Source organism: Paenibacillus sp. 1182, from assembly GCF_017833915.1.
GTDB classification, from domain to species: domain Bacteria; phylum Bacillota; class Bacilli; order Paenibacillales; family Paenibacillaceae; genus Paenibacillus; species Paenibacillus polymyxa_D.
Genome location: NZ_JAFICR010000001.1, coordinates 458,751 through 476,546, shown reverse-complemented (window position 1 = coordinate 476,546; position 17,796 = coordinate 458,751). Strand labels below are relative to the sequence as shown.

Sequence of the window (17,796 nt, the reverse complement as noted above, 5' to 3'; positions counted from 1 at the left end):
TTAAAAGATAACAAAGCTTTATTAGATATATAGTTTACATAATATACGTTATGTTAATATAAGGATCACCATTGTAGCGTATTAAAGAAGTCGGACTTGACTTCAACGCCTGTCCAATCGTATAGTATGGTTATATCTTCAATTAAGGGAGAGATTTTGATGTCGGTGAATGTTCTTAACTAAGCAATTGCATATTCAGGGAGTATCATCAGGCGCTTGTACCCTTCGGGGACAGGTTTGTTTGTTGCCGTGTTGTTACCCTGATATTAGTTAAGAACATGCGGATATCATAAATCGCCTTCGGGATTATCTTCATCCAGGCTCTATTCCGTGCTGTGTTCAGCGCGGTTTTTTTGTTTTCAGATTTTGTAACTTCCCTTTAAACGTCTTCCTTTCACGATCCCAATAGCTTAGCAAAGAACTATTGCGTGAATGAATTGGAAACACGGAACTCGGAACTACAAAAGTTGAATAACAGGCTTATTTGAAGATAAATTCCCTCTTTCCTTAAGGGCGGAGAATGAACGTTTTGTTCATTCTCCGCCCTTTTTTATTTTAACAGCAAGGTTTTCTAAATCCTTACACCACACAACCAAAGGAGAGATTTATTCATGAACGAAACTACAATGCTGCGTTTGGAATATGATCAAATTAAAACAAGAGTTTCTGAATGTGCTTTTTCTTACCTGGGTAAGCGTCACGCTGCTACTATGCGGCCAATTACTGATATCCGTACCATTAAGATTCGTCTTGACGAAACGAACGAAGCGTTACAGATCATTCGCCACGGAGCAAGCGTTCCTGTTCCTTCGTTGGAAGGTATGGAGCACATTCTTCAACTGCTCGGAACCGGGTATATGTTCAGCGAGCGTGATTTTTCTCATATGGCTCAATTCATTCGAAGCTGTATTCAACTGATAAAATATATGCATTCCAAGGCGGACGCTGCTCCAACCGTCAGCGCTTATGCATCTTCCATGTATAGCATGGAGCCACTTTTATCCGAAATCGAAAGATGTATTCATTCGGGACGTGTGACGGATATGGCCAGTAAAGAACTAGCTAAAATTCGCAAAAAAATTGCGGTTACTGAAGAACGTATCAAGAGAAAACTTGACTCTCTCACCAGCCGTCACCGATCCATTATGCAAGAAAATATGATTAGTCAGCGCAATGGCCGTTACGTGCTTCCAATCAAAAAAGAATTCCGTAAACAAGTGAAAGGTAATGTACTGGATGAATCAGGAAGTGGTCAAACGGTTTACGTTGAACCTGCCGAGATTACGAATCTGCAATTCGATCAGAGCGCGAACATGGCAGAAGAATCAAAAGAAGAAATGAAAGTGCTGGGAGACCTGACGGCAATGGCTGAGTCATACAACCGGGAACTAAGCATCAATACAGAGACAGTAGGTGTATTGGATTTTTTATTGGCAAAAGCCAAATACGCCATGACTCTGGATGCTATCCCTGTCGAACTTAACCTTAACGGGATTATAGACATCCAAGGTGCACGTCACCCGTTGATGTCCCATACCATGGTGCCGCTTGATTTCTCAATTGGCGAAGGATATTCCTCACTCATCATCACCGGACCGAACACAGGCGGAAAAACGATGGCCCTCAAAAGCGTCGGTCTTTTAACACTAATGGTGCAATCGGGGCTACTGGTACCTGTTTTGCATGGCAGCCGAATGGCTGTATTCGAGGAAATTGTGGTAGACATCGGGGATGGGCAAAGCATTGAACATGCTTTGAGCACCTTTTCTGCACACATCCGCAACATGATTAGCATATTAGAGACAACAGGCAACTCTACTCTGATCCTGATTGATGAAATGGCATCCGGCACCGATCCGGGAGAAGGAGTAGGTCTCTCTATCGCGTTGCTAGAAGAATTCCATCGTCGCCGGGCGACAGTAGTGGCTACAACGCACTTTAGCGAAATTAAGCATTTTGCTGAAAATACACCGGGATTTCAGAATGCTCGTATGGAGTTTGATACCGAAACGCTACAGCCTTTGTACCGACTTCGCATTGGAGAGGCCGGAGAAAGCTACGCATATGCAATTGCCCTGAAGCTGGGCATGTGGACACGTATTATCGAGCGTTCCGAGGCCATTTCTGCGGGCAGAGCATCTCAAAATACACAGGAATCGTTTGTTATTCCCCCTTGTGTTGATGATGAAATGTCTGATGATGCAAATAAGTCTCTTCCTAAAAAAGCGGCTTTTGACGATACAGCCACAAAACGGAGGAAACAAGAACTTCCTCTCAAAACCAAGCCATTTGCCCTTGGTGATAGTGTTTATGTAGGCTACCTGGATCGAACTGGAATTGTATACAAAACCGAGGATGAACGGGGGAATGTCGGAATTTTGATCCAAGGACAAAAACTGAGCATTAACAAAAAGAGGCTCGTCCTTCACATCGCTGCTACTGAACTGTATCCTGACGACTATGATCTGGATATTGTTTTAGAAACCAAGGAAAACCGCAAAAAACGGAAACTGCTGAGACGCAAGCATGTCGAAGGAGTGATGATCGAATCTCCCCCAGAAAATGAAATGTAGACGCACGGGTATATTCTCAACTGAAAAATAAGCTATTTTTATATTGTCAGTGAAACTTGAATCTGCAAGCGGACACTTAACAAGAGCGATCCACTTGCAGATTCTACCAACGGAAAACATAATATATATTATGTAAACTAGACGGTTTCCCTCTTATTTGTATTACTCAATCCGGCACTCATCGAATAATCACTTTTGTTATCATTCTAACGTTAGGATACAAAGGCATCTTATGCTTAGATTTGTAGGATTCCAAAAATTGATAGGGATGTTCTTCTTTCATGAGAACGTCCTCATTTAAATTAACTACCATAGTACCAGGTTCAAATTTATTTCTTTAAATAAATTTGTGTTAGCTTTCGTCAAGGCAATATCATACTAACCTTTAATTAACCATTTCTTTCCAGCTTATTTTGAATTATTCTAATGCTAATCATAAGACGATCATTAAAATAAGGAGGCTAGTCTATTGAAGAATGCTGTTGAAGAACTGGCGAGAATCATCGAGGATTATGAAAAAGAATTTTTTCGATCACAGAACATGAATTTAATGCCAAACCGTTCTCGGAGAAATGGTCCAAAAAAGAAATACTAGGACATCTATGCGACTCCGCTTCTAATAATCATCGAAGATTTATCATGATTAAGCATTCAACATCCCCTATCAAAATTGAATCGTATGCGCAAAATGAATGGGTGGCAGCTAATCAGTATCAGGAAGTGTTCTCTTACGTGGATGTCATACATCTATGGAAACTATTGAATAAGCAAATCATAAATGTTTTAAACTCATGTACATCATTCGATTCTAAGAAAAGATTTCAAAAAGATGACCACTCCACCGAAACATTACAGTGGCTAGTTGACGATTATATTCAGCATTTGCGGCATCATTTGGAACAAATCAATCAAAAACAAGACTAACGCTATGAAAAAGAATACTACGTTCATGATTGTAATGACCTAATGCCGTTGATGTGATTTTCAAGTCAGGATGTAATTCTGCCCAATGAGTTTACATAATTATTATTATGTAAACTCATTTTCATTTAATCTCAACTTTCACGCTGTACTTATAATCCTGATATTGGTATCTGAATATCCAGCTTATCCATTGCTTTTTCTTTTTCCCGATCAGTGACATGTGTGTATACTGTGGTTGTCTGAATGGATGAATGCCCTAGCAGCTCCTGTACGGTACGCAGATCTGCTCCCTTACGCAATAGCATTGTCGCAAATGTATGTCTCAGCTTATGGCTGGAATAAGCCTCCCGGCGTTCTATACTCTTATCTTGCTGGAATCTTTCGAACGTTTCTGTAGCGATCTGTTGAATGGTGCGCACTGCCAGACGGCGACCTTTTTGGGATACAAACATCGCATCCTCTTTACCTCTCCACGGCGTCAATCTTTCCTCCAACGCATGCTCCACAAAATCACACACGGCTTCCGGTACCGGGAGAGTACGCCACTTACGTCCTTTACCGAACACATCTAAGGTACGTCTTTCTCGACTGTAATCCGAGACATTCAATGAGTGAACCTCCCCCACCCGCAATCCCATGTAGACCATCAGCAGAAAAATTGCCATATTACGATTTGCATATTTCCCCTCCACCGCGAGCAAAAACGGATGAATATCCTTTTCATCCAGATAGACGGGCATACGATTCTTTTCAGTCTTTGCTTTTTTAATTCCCGCTGCCGGATTTGTGCTGCATAACTCAAATTCCTGTAGCGCTTTAAAAAAACTGTTCACCGCTGCATGCTTCCGGTTCCGCGTACTATCTCCGGCTCCTCCCTCCCGCGCTTTAGACAAATACGACATAACATGAATCTTCTTCACCTGATCGAGTGGTTTATCACGCAACGTGCGTAAAAACTGCTTCACATCCCCTATATAATTTTTTTGCGTATGTATCGTATATCCAGCATCCTTCATCCAAATCAAAAAAGCTTCCAGCTCCTCAGTATATATTTCATCAATTTCTTCTGTTGTATCGAGCTCCACATGTCGCAACTCTTTTTTCATCCCGCTCGCCTCCAATTCAGTTCATATTCCGAAATATACTGTAAAACGATCATTTTCGTCTTATTTTTATCGACAATTCAATCGACATCTTACGCAGAAGAGATTCCAAAAGTCGTTTTAAACCTAAACAGCGTATAATTTATATTATACGCTGTTTTTTAAACGCTTTTCAAGGGTAAATAGAGCGTTTTCCCCCTTATTTAGCAGCCGAGCGAAAGCATTTAGCATTAAAAAAACGCATAAATGCGGTTCATATTCGTTATAATTTTGTTCGCCAGTAACCAGAAAGGCACTACTACTTTATAGCAGTGTCAGAATTTGAGGACCATCCTCTGTTATCGCAACTGTATGTTCATATTGAACACAAATCGAATGATCTATTATTCGAGCTGTCCAACCGTCATGTTCCACACAAGAACCCCAACTCCCCATGATAGCCTTTAAATCAGAAAACATGAGACAGTCAAATTATATACATTAAGTTAATTGCCCCTAATCCCTTGTTATCGCCAGCATCAGGAAGTATATCTAAGAACTCATGGGGTGAGTCGCTGTCGACACGGCATGGATGATGAGAAAAAGTAATTTGCAGTCTAGCTCCGTTTTCCCTTGATCATTCAGCACGATATACTTAAAGAAGTCGAAAGGCAACCTTATATTCGACCTATGCTCATTTCAAAAATGTAGGTTTATTCATGACAAAGGGAGTGTTCATTTATTTATGAGTACCGAAATGCTGGAACGTCGAAGTGAAATTCTAAAACGAAACATCCATCAATTGCTGGTTCAGGAAAATCAACACGGCGTGACACGTCAGGAAAATTACACGTTGCATAAAATGATCAGAGAGCTGCATCAAACCTCTCATGCCTTGAATACTTCCCGTTAAGATGAAAGGCTGCTAATCAAATGAAAAAATAACCTTCAGCCCCACTTCTCCTTAGTGGTGTTGAAGGTTATTTGTTGTGTGTAGCCTTTAATTGACAGGTAGTACTCTTTCGGATGTTACCCTTTGGAGCGACTCAGCAGATATAAGAAGTATGGCGCACCAAGAATGGCTACAATCAAACCTGTCGGAATTTCTTTCTGTAAAGGTAAAGATCGTGTGATCGTATCCGCTACAAGTACCAGGAGTGCTCCGACTAAAGCACAGGTTACCAGCAACATTTTATGCTTCGGGCCCACCAGCTTTCTCGCCAAATGTGGAGCCACCAAACCGACAAAGCCGATACCGCCACTAACCGAAACACTAGAACTGGCCAATCCAACCGCAGCAGCCAGAAGGAGAATACGTTCCTTTTCGATAGGTGTACCCAACCCCGATGCGGTCTGATCCCCCAGATTAAGCACATTCATCACATTTGCTTTGTAGTATACAAAAGGAAGTAATACAATCAGCCAAGGCAACAGAGCCATTACGAATTTCCAGTTTGAGCCCCAGATGCTTCCTGCTAACCAATTAGCTACAAACGTGTAGCTTTCAGGTGTCAGCTTAAGAGTCATAATGATCATCGCAGCACTGATACCCGCCGCTACACCAATCCCGCTCAGCAGTAGCCTTGTTGGGGAAATTCCTTCGCCTTTCTTGTAAGAAAGCGCGTAGATCAGAATAGCAGCTGCTCCTGATCCAATCAGCGCAAGAGCGGGAAGTAAAAACAATGAATTTGTAGTTTGCATTGATGGAAAAAGCAATACAAACAGCATGACCATCAGCCCGGCGCCCGCATTAATCCCCAGAATACCAGGGTCCGCTAGACCGTTACGCGAAACTCCCTGCATAATGCAGCCAGAAACAGCGAGGCCTGCACCGATTAGAAGGGAAATAACCATTCGTGGCAATCGGAATTCAAATAGGATTAATTCCTGCTGTGGAGTCCCTTGCCCAAATAAAGTTCTAAATAGCTCCATTGGCGAAAGCCGGATGGTTCCCGTATTTGCACTTATGGTGAACGCAGCAATGAGCAATATGAGCAGAATGACAACAACCATCCAATCATGGATTTTTTTACGATGACTAGCTTTGGCAATAGCCCCATTCGTAACGTTATTCATTTTACAGTGCCCTCCTTTCCATACGTGCCAGATAAAGGAAGAACGGAACCCCAATTAAGGCAATAAGTACACCCACTGGTGTCTCCTCAGGCGCATTAATCATACGGGCTGCCAGGTCGGCAAACACAATGAGTAAAGCTCCCATAATGGCCGAGCACGGAATAATCCAGCGATAATCGACGCCAACCAGCTTGCGGGTTATATGGGGAATAATCAATCCCACAAAACCTATAGAGCCAACCAATGACACTGCTGCACCCGCCAGAATCAGAACAAGAATCATCCCGACTACCTTTACCACCCCAGTTCGCTGACCAAGACTCAATGCAATTTCGTCTCCCAGACTAAGCAGCGTAATGGAGCGCGACAACATGAGAGCGCCGATAAAAGCTGCCACAACCCAAGGCAAAACTATACCGAGCTGAACCCACTTGGTTCCACTAAGCCCTCCGGCATACCAAAAAGCCAAATCCTGTCCAACATTAAAGTACAAACTGATCGCATCTCCTAAGGCAGACAGCAATGCCGTGACAGCTGCACCCGCCAATACAAGACGAACTGGCGTGAGACCTGATTTGGATATAGAACTTGTACCATATACCATCACAACAGCCAGAGCTGCACCAACGAAGGAATACAACATTAATTGTAAAAAAGAAGAACCCGGAAAAAGTGCAAAGCAAATCGCCATCGCCAAGCTGGCTCCCGAGTTCAGTCCAAGCAAGCCCGAGTCAGCAAGTGGATTTCGAGTCATTCCTTGCATAATTGCACCTGCAACGGCAAAGCAAACACCGATTAAAACCCCTCCCAGAATTCGAGGTAGACGGATTTCCCAAATAATTTGATGGTTTTGCAACTCGGGTTTAAAATGAAAAACAGCGTTCCATACCTCTTCTAGCCTAATAGAGGCTGCACCAAAAGATAGGGATAGCGCGATACCGAACGCTAAAATTCCAAGCCCAACTGTCAGGATAAGCGTAGCCGCCCAAGGTCGCGAGTGGAATTGAGTCGGCGACTGGTTATGTTTACTTTGAGCGGGGCCATCTGATGATTCTGATAATTTCATAACTATTGTTCACCCTTACTGTTGAATAGTATGTAGCTATCACGAACTGTGTTGAAGATGATGTTGATAATGAGAATTATTATCACGCAATCTTTACTATTGTAAATTAATGTGGCAATAGCTTCAATAGCAAATTTCGAGGAGTGCCTAATGCTCTACCCTATTGTGAAAAAATAAAGCCCTTCGGCATAAATACCAAAGGGCTGCGAACAACACCGAAACGACTACTTCTGTGCGGCGTTCTCTTTATTCCGCTGGACGATCATATCTGCGATTTCCTCAGCTTGTCCTACAATGGCAATCGGGTCGAAGTACCAATATCGATCCTCCTGAAGCTCAAAAACCTTACCTTGCCGGACCGCATTCAGTGATTTCCATATGCTGTCTCCTTTGTAACCTCTCAAATCCTTGTTAACCGTCAGAAAGATATAAGAGCCTGCATATTGATTAATGACTTCTTTTGACACCGACTTCCATTGAGTCTCACCTAATAATTCTTTTTGGACAAGCGGCGGAGGTGTCAAATTGAGTCCTCTGTATACGGCCTGTCCTCCTCTGCCAAAATTATCACCATATACATAGTATTCTTTATCCGAAGCTTCCATTACGGTGAACGTATCCTCAGGCTGAATAATACCCTTTAGCTTGTCACGTGCAGCCTGCATCCGCTGATCGTATTGGGCAAGCCATGTTTTGGCTTCCTGTTCTTTTCCAAGTAGCTCACCAAAAGCTGTCAGTTCCTCATGCACATTCTTATACGTTCCATAAGGAATGACGATGGTCGGAGCAATTTTACTATATTTTTCATATTCAGAAGCATCTTTGGAACCAATTAGAATCAAGTCAGGCTCCAGAGTCAATACTGTTTCAATGGATACGCTGCCGCGATCTCCAATGCTTGCAATGCCCTGCACAATCTCCTTCGAAAACGGATTATCCAGATAATATTTAACACTTCCCACAGGTTTAATCCCTAGTGCTAGTAAATCATTCTGGTACATATCAACTACAATCCGCTGAGGGTGAACCGGAATCTTAATATCTCCATGAATCGTTTTGACTGTTTTCATTTCCTCTGACTTTTGTTCACTAGAAGTTTGATTCTGCTTTTCATCCGGTTGCTTCACGTTTCCACTACAGGCGGTAAGAACTAAAATGACTGACAGAAGCATCATCACAATCCACATTTTCTTTGTCAAGCCCAATCTTCCTCTCTCTATTTACGGTGTCATATCGGCCTATTTACGTTCCATATTGAGCTTGGTGCAGGCGACTATACGCTCCTTTTACTGCCAATAACTCTTCATGTCTGCCTTGCTCGGCAATTCCTTGATCTGCAACTACGATAATGCGGTCAGCATTTTTGATTGTTGCCAGACGATGGGCGATAACGAGTGTCGTGCGACCTTGGGAAAGCTCTGTCAGCGCCTGCTGAATCGCGGCTTCTGTCTCTGTATCCAACGCTGATGTCGCTTCATCTAAAATGAGAATAGGCGGATTTTTAAGGAACATCCGGGCAATAGACAAACGTTGCTTTTGACCACCGGAGAGCTTTACACCTCGCTCACCGATCATTGTACCCAGACCATCCGGATATGAGCGAACAAGGTCTTCAATCTGAGCTCGACGAGCAGCATCCCAGATTTCTTCTTCCGAAGCATCAAGCTTACCGTAAGCAATATTTTCACGAATCGTTCCATCAAAGAGGAATACATCCTGCTGTACGATACCAATCATGGATCGCAGCGAATCCAGCTTCATTTCACGGATATCCATCCCATCAATGGTAATGCTACCTTCCTCAACATCGTAGAAGCGAGGCAACAAACTGCAAAGTGTCGTTTTACCTGCTCCTGAAGGACCTACAAGTGCTACGGTTTCACCTGCATGGATAGATAGGTCTACTTTGCGTAATACCTTATCTTTGCTTTCGTAACCAAACGTTACACCTGCAAATTGAATATCTCCATTAAGATGGCTAACCGCCTTGGCCCCAGGCAGATCTTCTACATCCGATTCACTTTCCAGCAAATCCAGGTACCGTCGGAAGCCGGCAATCCCTTTCGGATACGTTTCGATGACAGAATTAATTTGTTTAATTGGCCCCAGGAATACATTAGACAGCATCACAAATGCGATAAATTCCCCGTAGGTCATCTGTCCTTCGATAACAAACCATGTTCCACACACAAGCACAAACAATGAAACCAGCTTCATTAGTATAAAACTAATCGAGGAATTCCAGGCCATAATCCGGTACGCGATCAGCTTCGTTTTACGAAAACGTCCATTATTCTCAGCAAAACGTTCCATTTCATGTGCTTCGTTGGAGAACGCTTGAACAACGCGAATCCCGCTGACATTATTTTCAATGCGAGCGTTATAATCCGCAATATCAGAAAACATACGATGGAAAGCAGCAGACATTTTACGGCTGAAATAAAGAGACAAGTAAATCATGAGGGGTACAATGATGAAAGTCAGTACAGCCAGCTTCCAGTTAATGCTGAGCATGATACCAAAGGCTCCCCCCAGTGTCATCAACGCGATGAACAAATCTTCGGGTCCGTGGTGGGCAATTTCCCCAATATCCATCAGGTCGTTGGTCATACGGGAAACGAGATGCCCTGTTTTGTTATTGTCAAAAAAGCGAAAAGATTGCTTTTGTACCCGATCAAATAGCTTTTTACGCATGTCCGATTCGATGTTAATACCCAGCTTGTGCCCCCAATAGGTAACTACGTAATTCAGCGCAGCACTTATGACATAAATACCGAGTAGAGCTAGACAGGCATATAAAATCCATTTCCAGTTCCCACTGGGTAGCAAATCATCGACCACCCGGTTGACTGCAAGCGGAAAAGCTAACTCCAGCAGTGCTGCCAGCAAGGCACAAGAGAAATCAATGATGAACAAAGTCCGGTAAGGACGGTAGTATTCAAAAAACCGTCTAAGCATAGTCATGACTTCTCCTTTCTAATTTCAATTGAACTGATCACTTCGGATCAACGGAAAACATTTTAACGGCCTCATCCAGAGATTGGTCAACGGCTAGCGGTGAGTACGTAAACCACGGATCTGCTTTGATGAAATACACTTTGTGGTTCTTGACAGCCGGAAGATTTCTCCACAGTGCACTTTGTTCAATTTGCTTAAGCATTCCGTCCTTGCTCGCTTCATCATAAACCAGCATAATAATTCGGTCTCCTGATAGTTCAGGCAGCTTTTCCATTGAAATAACATCATAAACATAATTAAATCTCGGGTCCTTCGCCAGCTTCTGGCGTATGTACTCAGGAGGATTCAATTCCAGTGAACGGTAAATAACATGTCCTACATTCCGCGCTCCGTATACCCTTAACACATTCTTATCGTAGGCCATATAAATCGTAACCGTTTCATCTTTTTTGAATTTTCCAGCCAGCTTCTTTCGACCTTCTTCAGCCTTTTTGTTGAAACTAGCGATCCACTGCTCGGCTTCCTTCTCCTTACCCAGCACGGCTGCGACATTCCGCAGTTGCTCAAATAAGTCGCCATCTCCAAACGAAACGACCACGGTTGGAGCAATTTTCTCCAGCTGCTCCTTCACTTCTGGCGTGGTATATTCTGTTGTGATGATCAGGTCCGGTTGTAACTCCAGCACCTTTTCTACATTTGTCGGGTTCCCAATATCCGCAACTCCGTCAATCTTACCTTTTAAATAGTCGCCTTCCAACAAGTGGGAAGCAGCACCTGCAGGCTTAACTCCCAAGGCCAGCATAGCATCCAAATATTGTGTCGTGACAACTCGCTGTGGATTTGCAGGGATACTGATCTTATTACCAGTAGCATCAGTATATTCGCGCATGACAACCGTTTTGGATTGTCCGGAAGGATCATTAGTGCTGGTCTTGTCATTTGTCTGGTTGTTGCTAGCTGCGTTTCCACATGCACTCAATACAACCATCAAAAGAACCACAAGACAAAACGTGGATTCCCGTTTTAATCTGTACCTTTGTTGCACAATATACGTCCTCCTTAGATATATACAATTCATAATATGATAGTGATTCTCATTATCATATAATTGTTATTCTATCTTTTACCGTCTGTTCTTACAATACAAAAATAAAAAACTTCCATTTATGTGTATGTATCGTCATCGTAGAATAGCCAAAAAAAAGAACTGATGCGCATTACAGCATCAGTCCGAATAGCTTAATATGTTAGGTCAAGCGTCCTTTTTATTTCGATTGATCCACTAACTCCAGCTTAGCGGGAATGGATGTTTTCACGGTTTTACCTTGAAGTACATCCTTGGCTGCCTGCACCGCCAATTGACCAATAAGCTCGGGTTGCTGAGCTACGGTGGCTGTCAGTTTCCCTTCCTTAATTGATTTAAGCGCATCCTCGTTACCGTCAAAACCGATGACTGGAATGTTCTTACCTGAGCTTTGGATTGCTTCGATCGCACCCAACGCCATTTCATCATTGTGGGCAAATACTGCCTGAACGTCCGGGTTGCCTTGCAGCAGATTTTCCATCACGTTCAAACCTTTGGTCCGATCAAAATCGGCCGATTGTTTAGCTATGACTTTCAGATCCTTATCTGCTACTTCATGGAAGCCTTTCCCACGTTCACGGGTAGCGGATGCTCCTGGAACACCTTCCAGCTCGATCACCTTGGCACCTTTTCCAACTTGATCAATCACATATCGGGCAGCCATTCGTCCTCCCTCTACGTTGTCTGAAGCGACGAGTGCTTTTACATCGCCTTTGTCAGCAGAACGATCCAGTGTAATAACCGGGATGTTCAATGCATTCGCTGACTGTACCACAGTGGAAATGGCCGAAGAATCTGTCGGATTAATGAGTAACGCGTTTACTCCCTGTTGAATCAGATCATCCACGTCATTACTTTGTTTCGCCGAATCATTTTGTGCATCCACAACAATGACCTGCATTCCTTGTTTTTTGGCCTCTGCCACAACTCCGTCTTTGAGAGAGACGAAGAATGGATTATTCAGTGTTGAGATCGACAAGCCGATTTTAATGTCCTTCAGGTTCGCGGCCGCTTTAGGTTTCGCCCATTCGGGCGGTTCCAAGGAACACCCTGTCATGAGCAGGAGCAGCAAGGCAGTCATGATTAATGTAAGCTTTTTCATATTTATGTGTCTCCTTCTACGCAGATTAGGTGTATTATGCGGATTTTTTACGGTCAATCAATACAGCAATAGCGATGACGATCCCTTTTACCACCATTTGATAAAATGAGTTAACCCCCAGCAAGTTCAAGCCATTGTTTAGCGTACCGATGATAAGCACACCAATTAATGTACCTACGATTCGTCCGCGTCCTCCCGAGAGGCTTGTTCCACCTAATACGACAGCCGCAATGGCGTCCAATTCATAAGAAGTACCTGCTGTAGGTTGCGCCGAGTTCAAACGTGAAGTCAAGATAGCTCCCGCCAACGCGGAAAGCATTCCAGCCAGAGAATAAATCCAGATTTTTACACGCGGTACTTTAATACCAGATACAATTGAAGCCTTCTCGTTACCACCAATGGCATACGTTTTGCGTCCGAATGGTGTTTTATGCAAAATGATCCATAGAACAGCAAAGGTAATGAGCATCGTAATCGCTGGAACCGGAATACCGAACTGATAGCCACGTCCGAACAATTGAAATACCAGACTGTCTCCGAGTCCTGTAATAGGGTTACCGTTGGTATAAACGAGTGTCAATCCTCTGAAAATAGTCATGGTTGCTAGTGTAGCAATAAACGGTGCCATTTTACCTTTCGTAATCATCAAGCCGTTGACCATCCCCATCACGCCACCCAATGCACAACCGATGATAATCGCCAAAATAGGATCGAACCCGGCCAGCATCATATTTGCGACAAACGCACTGGATAGTGCTAATATGGAGCCGACTGACAAATCAATTCCGCCTGTGAGAATAACGAAGGTCATACCGAACGCAATCAACGCATTAATGGATACCTGGCGCAATAAATTCAAAATATTAAGCGGTTCCAAAAAGCTGGGATTTAAGACCGATACAATGATTACCAAAATAATGAGCCCCAACAATGGGCCAAGCTTCTGTGTGATTTGTGACATTTGAAAGCCTTTGCTGCTTTTTGATTCATTCATAGTTGTCATATTACTGTCCTCCTGTAGCTAGCGTCATAATATTTTCTTGTGTGGCTTCTTCCCTGCTCAGCTCTCCGCTGATCTTTCCCTCGTGCACTACGACAATACGATCGCTCATGCCGAGTACCTCAGGGAGTTCCGAGGATACCATGATAATCGCGACTCCACGTTCGGTCAACTCGTTCATCAACTGGTAAATTTCCCGCTTGGCTCCCACATCCACACCTCTCGTCGGTTCGTCAAGGATAAGTACATTCGGACCAATACCTACCCATTTGGCAATAACCACTTTTTGCTGGTTACCACCTGACAAACTGCGAACCGTTGTTTCGCCCGATTGGGTTTTGATTTGTAAGCGCTTAATTAAAGTGTTAACAAAATCTACCTCTTTTTTACCTGAAATAAATCCTTTTGAAGTAAAACTGAACAGATTCGGCAGTACCATATTTTCCCGGATAGAAAAATCCAGCACCAAACCCTCATCTTTTCGGTCTTCTGTAATGAAGCCAATCCCTAGTTTCACTGCATCATCCGGTTTACGAATAGACACCTTTTTTCCACGCACATGAATCTCACCACGATCCAAAGCATCCAGTCCAAATAACGCACGCATGATCTCGGTCCGTCCCGAGCCCATCAAGCCTGAAAAACCTACAATTTCCCCAGATCGTACAGTGAAATTCACATTTTCAAACAACCCTTTATGCGAAGCATTTTTGACCTCCAGCACCACTTCTCCCAAAGCAGGCGTTCTTACCGGGTAGCGTTCAGTCAGCTCTCTACCTACCATTTTCCGTACAACCTCATCAAAATTCGTATCGGGAATCGCCTGAGTATCCACCGTTTTCCCATCACGCATGATGGTAATCCGATCACAGATCGCGAATATTTCCTCCATCCGATGTGAAATATACACAATCGAAACACCAACTTTTTTCAAGGAAGTAATAACCTCGAATAGCTTCTGAATTTCCCGTTCGGTTAAGGCGGCTGTCGGCTCATCCATCACGATAACTTTAGCATCTGTCATGAGTGCTTTGGCAATTTCAATCATCTGCTGTTGACCCACTGAACACTCGCCTGCTTCACCGTTCAATGGAAGGTTTACCGAAAGCTTGCTGAATTGTTCATTTGCTAGCGCTTTCATTTTGGAGCTATCTAGTAAGCCCCACTTGGATGTCATTTCCTTGCCGATAAACAGATTTTCCAGCACAGTCATCTCCGGCCACACATTCAGTTCCTGATGAATAAAAGCAATTCCTTTTTGCTCCGCTTCTTTGGGGTCAGCAAAATAGGTTTCCTGGCCGTCAATGATGATCGTTCCCTCATCTCGCCGATGCAGTCCGATTAGAATATTCATCAGCGTTGATTTGCCTGCACCATTTTCACCCATGAGGGCATGTACTTCTCCTTCACGAAGATCAAAGTGAACACCACTCAGTACCTGATTGGTTCCAAAGGCTTTGTGAATTCCTTTCATTTGAATCTGCATGCTGTACCCTCCTTTTTATTCAACATTGATTTATCCAAAATGAACTCCTGCCTGCAAAATACAATTGGCATACGGTTTAGCCTCTCCTGTACGAATGATCGCCTTTGCATAACGGGTCAGCTCCTTGAATTGTTCATGAGAGCAAAACTCAATGACGGCAACCTGCTTACTAATCTGTGGCTGTTCTAATTGGTCCCCTGCAAAGTTGTGCATAATATACTGTAATGCTTGTTCATTTTCTTGTTTGATTTCTTCGGCCAGCGTTACTTTTTCGATCACCATATCTGCTGCAATGACATCAACGACGTCCTGAAAGGATGGAACACCCAGTTTAAGGGCCAAATCAATTTTGGTAACGCCTTCAGGAACAGGTAAGCCAGCATCAGCCACGACAATATAGTCAGTGTGGCCGAGATCCGACAGTATTTTGGATATATGACTGTTTAGGATTCCATGTTTCTTCATATTATATTTGCTCCTCCACTTCACGACGGGTTGGCATTCCACCTTGGGCACCAAATTTGGTAACGGATAATGACGCAGCACGATTAGCAAATTTCACACTGTCTGCCAGCGAATTTCCTTCAGCTAAAGCCACTGCAAAAGCAGCGTTAAACGTATCTCCTGCACCTGTCGTATCAATAGCTTCTACTTTATAAGTAGGAACCACGACTTCCTGTTCTCCGTCGAAGAACCGTACACCGTTGCTGCCCTCAGTCACAAACAGCTTGTTGGGATATTTGCGCAGCGCTTCTTGAAGACTTAAATCCTTAAACATAATGGCAGCTTCATGCTCGTTTGGCGTAATGTAGGTCGCATTCGCAATTACGCTTTCCTCTACTTCACGAGCCGGGGCTGGATTCAGCAACAAGGGTATCTGGTATTTCGCACAAATCTCGCTTACGTAAACAACCGTTTCTGTTGGTATTTCCTGTTGAATTAGCACAATATCCGAACTTCGGATGACGTCAAGCGCTTCTTCCACATAGGCGGGCGTCACTTCATTATTCGCTGCTATTACCACGACAATACTGTTATCGCCTTCAGCTAGTATAATATGCGCTGTACCGCTTTCCATATGTGTAACCGGTTTCACATAATCGGTATGAACATGATTTTCTTCAAAATTACGTAAAATCTGCTTCCCAAAATGATCATCCCCTACACGTCCAATCATCGTAACGTCGGCTCCGAGTCGTGCTGCGGCTACTGCCTGATTGGCTCCTTTACCTCCAGGTACGGTTGTGAAGCTTTCACCCAATACCGTTTCACCAGCACCGGGACGTTTGGACGAAGTAACTACGAGATCCATAGAACTGCTTCCGATAATCGAAATTTTAGCCATCATTATCCACCCTTCTCGTTGTATCCCGTTCTATAAATTTGACGGGCAATTGTATGCTTGAATAGGTAAGTACTTTCGAATGAAGATTAGGTACACTTGACTTCGTTACTTGCGAATGCTCAATCAACTGAATGAGTAGTCCTGCTGCTTCCCAGCCCATTTCATAAGCAGGCTGTCGAATCGTTGACAAAGGCGGGAATAACAAACTACTTAGTGGTATATCATCAAACCCGATAATTTGAACATCATCCGGGATTTTCTTTCCTAATCTATGTGCCTCATGCATCACCGCTGTAGCCACGATATCATTACTTGCGATAACTCCGTCCGTATCGGGATACTTGCTAAACAGCTCTTTGGCCCACGACTCGGCCTCCTTGAACGAAAAGGACGTTGTCTCGACCACATGGTAAGCAATTCCGGATTGCTGAAGCTCTTCAACCGCCCCGCGAAAACGGTCTTGTGCTGGACGAATATGTGCAGGGCCCTGCATGACTGTAATTTGTTTGCTGCCGCGTGCAACCATTTCTTGAGCAGCCAAGCAACCACCATGGGCTCCATCTGCATATACGGAGAGGCTGTCACTGGAAGTTCGATCGAGAAAAACGACCGGGATCTTCAATTTTGCGTAACAATCGGCATCGGGATCATTGGTAGAAGAAATAACACCAACGACATTATTTTGAACAAAAGTATCCATGTAATCCAATTCTTTTTGACGATCTTCATCACTATTACCGAAAATAATCCGGAAATCATTTTCCTGCATTCGATCCTCTACCCCGCGAGCTAACAAGGGAAAGTAAGGGTTCGTAATATCCGGCAGCAAAAGACCGATTAATCTAGATTTCTTTTTATACAAAGAACGTGCAACTTCATTAGGCTTGTAATTTAACTGCTTCACAGCAGCCTCAACCTTTCGCCGTGTATCCTCATGCACATATCCAGTTTCATTGATAACTCTGGAAACGGTTGCTACGGAAACCCCTGCAAAGCTGGCGACTTCTTTAATTGTTGTCATAGTGTAGGTTCAACTCCAATGTGTAACCGGTTACACATATAAAATATCACAGCATTAATTTTTTGACAAGCATTAATTA

Annotated in this window: 15 protein-coding genes and 1 pseudogene; 3 read left to right on the top strand and 13 right to left on the bottom strand. The window is 43.5% G+C overall.

Annotated features, from left to right (window positions below; translation table 11 throughout):
* Nucleotides 1–611: 611 nt before the first annotated feature.
* Together JOD82_RS02335 and JOD82_RS29685 are read left to right on the top strand one after the other, a co-directional pair.
* Nucleotides 612–2,573, top strand: coding sequence for an endonuclease MutS2 (locus tag JOD82_RS02335; RefSeq protein WP_209947454.1), 1,962 nt, complete (start codon nucleotides 612–614; stop codon nucleotides 2,571–2,573).
* A gap of 522 nt (nucleotides 2,574–3,095) precedes the next feature.
* Nucleotides 3,096–3,497 (top strand): DinB family protein, encoded by a 402-nt coding sequence (locus tag JOD82_RS29685; protein WP_209947527.1) that lies wholly within the window; start codon nucleotides 3,096–3,098, stop codon nucleotides 3,495–3,497.
* 149 nt (nucleotides 3,498–3,646) lie between these two features.
* On the opposite strand, the gene JOD82_RS02325 is transcribed toward JOD82_RS29685, so the two are convergent.
* Nucleotides 3,647–4,603, bottom strand: coding sequence for a tyrosine-type recombinase/integrase (locus JOD82_RS02325; protein ID WP_029517491.1), 957 nt, complete (start codon nucleotides 4,601–4,603; stop codon nucleotides 3,647–3,649).
* A gap of 300 nt (nucleotides 4,604–4,903) precedes the next feature.
* Nucleotides 4,904–5,026 (bottom strand): annotated as a pseudogene (locus JOD82_RS28965) (type I methionyl aminopeptidase); the annotation flags it as partial.
* A 298-nt stretch (nucleotides 5,027–5,324) separates the two neighbouring features.
* On the opposite strand from JOD82_RS28965, the gene JOD82_RS02320 reads away from it, so the two are divergent.
* Nucleotides 5,325–5,492, top strand: a complete 168-nt coding sequence (locus JOD82_RS02320) for a hypothetical protein (RefSeq protein WP_007432475.1) — start codon at nucleotides 5,325–5,327, stop codon at nucleotides 5,490–5,492.
* A 116-nt stretch (nucleotides 5,493–5,608) separates the two neighbouring features.
* Here JOD82_RS02320 and JOD82_RS02315 read toward each other — a convergent pair whose 3' ends face one another.
* The 11 genes from JOD82_RS02315 to JOD82_RS02265 form a co-directional block, all read right to left on the bottom strand.
* A complete protein-coding gene (locus JOD82_RS02315) occupies nucleotides 5,609–6,655 on the bottom strand; it encodes a FecCD family ABC transporter permease (RefSeq protein WP_069011774.1) in 1,047 nt (348 codons plus the stop codon).
* Nucleotide 6,656: 1 nt separating this feature from the next.
* Nucleotides 6,657–7,721: a FecCD family ABC transporter permease gene (locus JOD82_RS02310; protein WP_069011772.1), complete on the bottom strand. Its 1,065-nt coding sequence runs from the start codon at nucleotides 7,719–7,721 to the stop codon at nucleotides 6,657–6,659.
* Nucleotides 7,722–7,945: 224 nt separating this feature from the next.
* Nucleotides 7,946–8,926: an ABC transporter substrate-binding protein gene (locus tag JOD82_RS02305; RefSeq protein WP_069011770.1), complete on the bottom strand. Its 981-nt coding sequence runs from the start codon at nucleotides 8,924–8,926 to the stop codon at nucleotides 7,946–7,948.
* A gap of 37 nt (nucleotides 8,927–8,963) precedes the next feature.
* Nucleotides 8,964–10,679, bottom strand: coding sequence for an ABC transporter ATP-binding protein (locus JOD82_RS02300; RefSeq protein ID WP_069011768.1), 1,716 nt, complete (start codon nucleotides 10,677–10,679; stop codon nucleotides 8,964–8,966).
* 37 nt (nucleotides 10,680–10,716) lie between these two features.
* Nucleotides 10,717–11,724: an ABC transporter substrate-binding protein gene (locus tag JOD82_RS02295; protein WP_209947452.1), complete on the bottom strand. Its 1,008-nt coding sequence runs from the start codon at nucleotides 11,722–11,724 to the stop codon at nucleotides 10,717–10,719.
* Between the two features lie 220 nt (nucleotides 11,725–11,944).
* Nucleotides 11,945–12,865: a ribose ABC transporter substrate-binding protein RbsB gene (gene rbsB, locus JOD82_RS02290; protein WP_025720638.1), complete on the bottom strand. Its 921-nt coding sequence runs from the start codon at nucleotides 12,863–12,865 to the stop codon at nucleotides 11,945–11,947.
* Nucleotides 12,866–12,899: 34 nt separating this feature from the next.
* Nucleotides 12,900–13,868: an ABC transporter permease subunit gene (locus JOD82_RS02285; protein ID WP_013310465.1), complete on the bottom strand. Its 969-nt coding sequence runs from the start codon at nucleotides 13,866–13,868 to the stop codon at nucleotides 12,900–12,902.
* 1 nt (nucleotide 13,869) lies between these two features.
* Nucleotides 13,870–15,351, bottom strand: coding sequence for a sugar ABC transporter ATP-binding protein (locus tag JOD82_RS02280; protein ID WP_069011764.1), 1,482 nt, complete (start codon nucleotides 15,349–15,351; stop codon nucleotides 13,870–13,872).
* Nucleotides 15,352–15,381: 30 nt separating this feature from the next.
* Nucleotides 15,382–15,816, bottom strand: a complete 435-nt coding sequence (gene rbsD / locus JOD82_RS02275; protein ID WP_069011762.1) for a D-ribose pyranase — start codon at nucleotides 15,814–15,816, stop codon at nucleotides 15,382–15,384.
* Nucleotide 15,817: 1 nt separating this feature from the next.
* Nucleotides 15,818–16,696 (bottom strand): ribokinase, encoded by an 879-nt coding sequence (gene rbsK / locus JOD82_RS02270; RefSeq protein ID WP_209947525.1) that lies wholly within the window; start codon nucleotides 16,694–16,696, stop codon nucleotides 15,818–15,820.
* Nucleotides 16,689–17,717 (bottom strand): LacI family DNA-binding transcriptional regulator, encoded by a 1,029-nt coding sequence (locus JOD82_RS02265; protein ID WP_069011760.1) that lies wholly within the window; start codon nucleotides 17,715–17,717, stop codon nucleotides 16,689–16,691. Before JOD82_RS02265 ends, rbsK begins: the two co-directional genes overlap by 8 nt.
* Nucleotides 17,718–17,796: the final 79 nt, after the last annotated feature.

Bases quoted from the DNA above. Each gene is read 5' to 3' on its own strand.
- JOD82_RS02335 (WP_209947454.1), top strand. From the start codon at position 612: ATGAACGAAACTACAATGCTGCGTTTGGAATATGATCAAATTAAAACA.
- JOD82_RS02325 (WP_029517491.1), bottom strand. From the start codon at position 4,603: ATGAAAAAAGAGTTGCGACATGTGGAGCTCGATACAACAGAAGAAATT.
- JOD82_RS02320 (WP_007432475.1), top strand. From the start codon at position 5,325: ATGAGTACCGAAATGCTGGAACGTCGAAGTGAAATTCTAAAACGAAAC.
- JOD82_RS02315 (WP_069011774.1), bottom strand. From the start codon at position 6,655: ATGAATAACGTTACGAATGGGGCTATTGCCAAAGCTAGTCATCGTAAA.
- JOD82_RS02310 (WP_069011772.1), bottom strand. From the start codon at position 7,721: ATGAAATTATCAGAATCATCAGATGGCCCCGCTCAAAGTAAACATAAC.
- JOD82_RS02300 (WP_069011768.1), bottom strand. From the start codon at position 10,679: ATGCTTAGACGGTTTTTTGAATACTACCGTCCTTACCGGACTTTGTTC.
- rbsB (WP_025720638.1), bottom strand. From the start codon at position 12,865: ATGAAAAAGCTTACATTAATCATGACTGCCTTGCTGCTCCTGCTCATG.
- JOD82_RS02285 (WP_013310465.1), bottom strand. From the start codon at position 13,868: ATGACAACTATGAATGAATCAAAAAGCAGCAAAGGCTTTCAAATGTCA.
- JOD82_RS02280 (WP_069011764.1), bottom strand. From the start codon at position 15,351: ATGCAGATTCAAATGAAAGGAATTCACAAAGCCTTTGGAACCAATCAG.
- rbsD (WP_069011762.1), bottom strand. From the start codon at position 15,816: ATGAAGAAACATGGAATCCTAAACAGTCATATATCCAAAATACTGTCG.
- rbsK (WP_209947525.1), bottom strand. From the start codon at position 16,696: ATGGCTAAAATTTCGATTATCGGAAGCAGTTCTATGGATCTCGTAGTT.
- JOD82_RS02265 (WP_069011760.1), bottom strand. From the start codon at position 17,717: ATGACAACAATTAAAGAAGTCGCCAGCTTTGCAGGGGTTTCCGTAGCA.